General features: G+C 34.4%; 3 protein-coding genes and 1 pseudogene. All 4 read left to right on the top strand.

The window, feature by feature from the left end; all coding sequences use genetic code 11:
- Window positions 1–361 (top strand): annotated as a pseudogene (locus tag AC3ASS_RS13640) (UPF0236 family transposase-like protein); the annotation flags it as partial.
- Between the two features lie 155 nt (window positions 362–516).
- Complete coding sequence (locus tag AC3ASS_RS13635) at window positions 517–900, top strand: VOC family protein (protein WP_488284073.1); 384 nt, start codon at window positions 517–519, stop codon at window positions 898–900.
- A gap of 258 nt (window positions 901–1,158) precedes the next feature.
- On the top strand, window positions 1,159–3,000 hold the full coding sequence (locus AC3ASS_RS13630) for a LysM peptidoglycan-binding domain-containing protein (protein WP_488284072.1): 1,842 nt from the start codon (window positions 1,159–1,161) through the stop codon (window positions 2,998–3,000).
- 531 nt (window positions 3,001–3,531) lie between these two features.
- Window positions 3,532–4,083, top strand: a complete 552-nt coding sequence (locus tag AC3ASS_RS13625) for a hypothetical protein (RefSeq protein WP_488284071.1) — start codon at window positions 3,532–3,534, stop codon at window positions 4,081–4,083.
- The last annotated feature ends 238 nt before the right edge of the window (window positions 4,084–4,321 follow it).

The following is a 4,321-nucleotide window of genomic DNA, read 5'->3' as shown; positions in this document are numbered from 1 at the left end:
ATTACCGGAAGTGGCTTAAAGAACAAGGTATTGACACCAAAGGAATGCGTCCAATGGGAAGTGCCGAGGGAACGATGGACTCAAAAATGGACGTAGCTGGGTAGAAAAAGGCGCAAGTGCCATGATTACTGGATTGGTGGCTTTCCTAGACAATCTTGCATTGAAAACATTATTTGGGAAAGTCGGAAGTTGGTCAAAAACCAAGGAGGAAAATAATCCACCCAAACATTACATAGAAAAGGTGACAAGTACCATTGGTGACGTCACAAGAGACAATCTCCTATACCTAAATGGTAAGGCAAATATTCCAGTGTACAAGACTTTAAAGGAGTTGCAGGATTTTAAAAGAACAAATTTTTGATCAAGAGAGTCCTCTAAAATAGTGAAACCGCATTCATTGTTAGAGAGATAAAACTGCCCACAAAAACTTGACTCAATCAAAATTGCACGATTATTACAAAAATTTTTTAATGAATGATAAAATAACAAAAAAATAGTCTTATAGGAGTGGATGTTATGCAACTCACTCATACAAGAATTTTAGTAGAAAATTATAAGGAATGTTTTTTATTTTATCGCGATATCCTTGGATTCGAAGTAACATGGGGAGATGAAAACTCGAATTATGCGGATTTTCATTTCAACGGTGCGAAGTTAGGAATTTTCGAGCGTAAACAGATGATGGAAGCCATTGGCGAAAAATATGTTCCTGTCTATGAAACCGTTGATAAAGTTGCATTAATTTTTAAAGTGGATAATGTCGAACGTACATATGAAGCATTGAAAAATAAAGTAGTGTTTATTACCGAACCAACAGAACAAAAAGATTGGGGCATCAAAGTTGCACATTTTCGTGATCCGGCAGGTAATTTAATCGAAATCTATGAAAATATAATGTGATGTCCTTCTATATTAATATATTCTAAATCCCTCCCTTTATTAAATGGGGAGGGATTTCTATTTTAATTAATACTATTTTTGCGATAGACCGACGATATTTATGACATTAAAGATATTTATTTTTCGTACCTTATTAGAAATTGCTGAGAGAAAAGATTAATTTTTTATTCAACAAGCCATTTTTCCCTTCTAATGAATACATTATAGGCAAGGAGAATAGTTTTTTGAAAACAAGAAGAATGTAAAAGGGTGAAAGTCATGCAATCTTTTTATACCGTTCGGTCGGGTGAAACGTTAAGTCAAATTGCTGAACGATGGAAAATTCCTATAAAGTCACTTATCGCAGCCAATAACATTTCGCATCCGTATATCATTCAACCAGGAGATCAGTTGTCAATGCCGCCAGGGGTGAATCGTTATCGAGTAAAGGAAGGAGACACTATTGAAACTATTGTTGAACAGTTTCATATACCACGTTCGATCATCATTGAAGCCAATCAACTTGTACCTCCATATGAAATCGTACCCGATCAACTTCTTCTGATTCCTCTAGGAGTTCCATATTACATCGTCCAAAGCGGTGATACTTTATTTTCTATGGGCCAGAAATATAATGTTGTAACGAATGGAAGAGTAGATGTTGAATCAATCCGTCAAGTCAATCGTCTGACATCTGATATCATTTTGCCAGGAATGCGATTAATAATTCCTTATGTACCACCTGGTGAAAATGGCTATATAGCATATACGACAAATATGAACGGAAATTTCGATATTTGGCTTTATCATCCATTAAATGGAGAGAAAAGGCAAGTCACCTTGGGTCTTGGGGAGTCTTATACCATTCCATATTGGTCAAAGGACAGTTTAAAAATAGCTTTTGTTGGGAAAAATCAAATTCTCTATATCTTGTATTTACCAACATTATCTATCGCCCAAATCGATCAATTAACAGATACTATGAATGCAAGAATTGATTGGTCGCCCGACCATAGAAAAATCGTTTATTCCAATCAAAGCCAAATCGTCATATATGACGTGTATACACACTACGCGCTTGGTATAAAAGAAAATCAACCGCGTGACCCTCAATGGTTTCCAAATGGAAAAGAGATTTTATATCAAGCACTAGATGAAAAGGGGGTACCTCAACTATACCGAATCCAAACGAACGGAAAAAATAAAAAGCAATTAACAACAAATAAAGATGAATCACTGAATTATGTTCGATTATCATCAGACGGGAAATATGTCCTTTATACAACACCTGGTGCCAGCATTTCATTCATACGTACAATTGAACTGGATACGGGAAAAACCTATGAAATTCAAGGAGGACCTCTTTCGAAAAACTATTATCCAGAATGGTCGCCAAACTCAGAAAAAATTGCCTATAGTGCAAGTGCCTATGATACACTTGGATACTTTTCTGAAATTAGGCTGACAGATTCTCAAGGCGAAAAAGATCATATTTGGGCCATTTCCAATTGTTTTTCTTCTCCTGTTACTTGGTCGCCCGACAGTTTAAAAATCGCTTATTTAAGCGGTTGTTCAAATGAAACGGGAGCTAGTGAAATTTGGATGATACATCTCTATCATCCAGTACCAATTCGGATAGTCGCTGATGGTGCAACGATTACTTCCGTACAATGGTCAACCGTATCTTCTCATCCAGCTGTTGTAGGAACCTATGTCAATACTTTATATCGTGTAATGTTTCAACACCCAAACCATTGGCAAAAAGTAACGAAAGAACGGTATGAGGGAATTGATGGATTTTTCCAAATATCAGCGATTGCAACTGATGAACCAGTAGAACAAGTTTGTAAAAACGAAGCTTTTCATCCATTACAACCGTATGGAAGCAACCCTATTATGTTTCCATTTCTTATCCAAAATGAACTTGCCTGTTTAATTTGGCCATCAGACGATCAGAAACAAGAAATGCGAAATCAGGCAGCCATTATTGCTCGTTACCCTAATCCAATCCACTTGAAAGGAAAGAAATATCAATATTTTATCCTTTGGGCTTCGAAACAGCATATCTATTTAATTGCTTCTTCATTAAAATTTATTAATAACAATGCTCGTCAGTATTAGGCGAGCTTTTGAATTTTTTCATGCCTTACCATTAAGCTCATAACTAGAAATTCTTGCACAAAACAAAAATTATCTCAAATTTCTAATTTCAGAAAATTTATTTGTTATTTTTCTTCCAATATAGTAAAATATTTGGTGAAAAGGGAAATATTCGTTTTATATCCATTAAGATGTATAAATAGCTCCAAGAATAATCAGAAAGCTAGTTAGAAAAGTGAATGAGAACTGGAATGGATTTGAGGTGGTTATGGCATTAATGCCGTAAAAGGAAGCTATTATTGAAGCATTTCGTAAATTAGTAGGCATAAAAACTCCTACTGGGTTTAAGGAATGGTAGCGAAAAAATAAGGTCGCAGATGGAGAGATTTTAGTACCACTATGCAGATATGGTTCTTGTTGAGCATGGAGGTAATCATTCTTCCAATGTACCTGATTATAATCGTGTATTAGAACGACTGGAACGTGGGCGTTATAGATTAATTAAAGAGTTATAAGTTTATTATCAAAAATATTTAACAAAGGAGAATAAATGTGAGTAAAAAGAAAAAATGGACCATAATTGGTACATCAATAGTTATGTTATATTTGCTGATTTCATGGTTTTTTCCTTTTCATTTTTATAGTATGATTAAAACCTTTACTTTTAGTCCGGAGAAAAAGATCGTTGAAAATTATAATAATTATTTAAAAGATTTCAAAAATCGGAATGAAATAGAAAAAATTTATGAGGATTATAATATAAATTTGGAAAAAATCATGCGAATGTATGAACAAGATTGGTTAATCTCCAAAAATGAGAAGAGTATTCATATCGATGACATTGATTATATCTTATATGAAATACGATTTGGAAAAAGACATCTTCTTGACTTATTCAATTCTGAATATATCTCAGATGAAGCGGATAGATATTTAATATCGGTGATTGGAGATTTGGATTATATAGAACAATCACTGTATGATTTAAAGTACAACTCAAAAAACAGATATTGGTTAAGTAAGCAACTTAATAGTTTACAAGATAGCTTCTATCGTAATTTACAATCGTTTGATATGTTCTTATATATGGCGTTCAAAAAATAATTAGATATTTAGAATTGAATCTTTTACAAATTGGTACATTGCATTAATGAATTATTTGAAAGAAGAAGTAATCGACTGAATCGAGTAGGAGGGGGTGACTAACCCCCGACCTCTCACACCACCGTACGTACCGTTCGGAATACGGCGGTTCAATTAAGATCATTGACGCAAGTCTTTATAACTTCCGTGAATAGCTGTTCTCTTTATGCCAGTGGTCACTCCACCCTCCAAGAGGTCT

The sequence above is a fragment of the Bacillus sp. JST-5 genome, from assembly GCF_057747715.1.
This window is presented reverse-complemented; position numbering and strand designations above follow the sequence as displayed.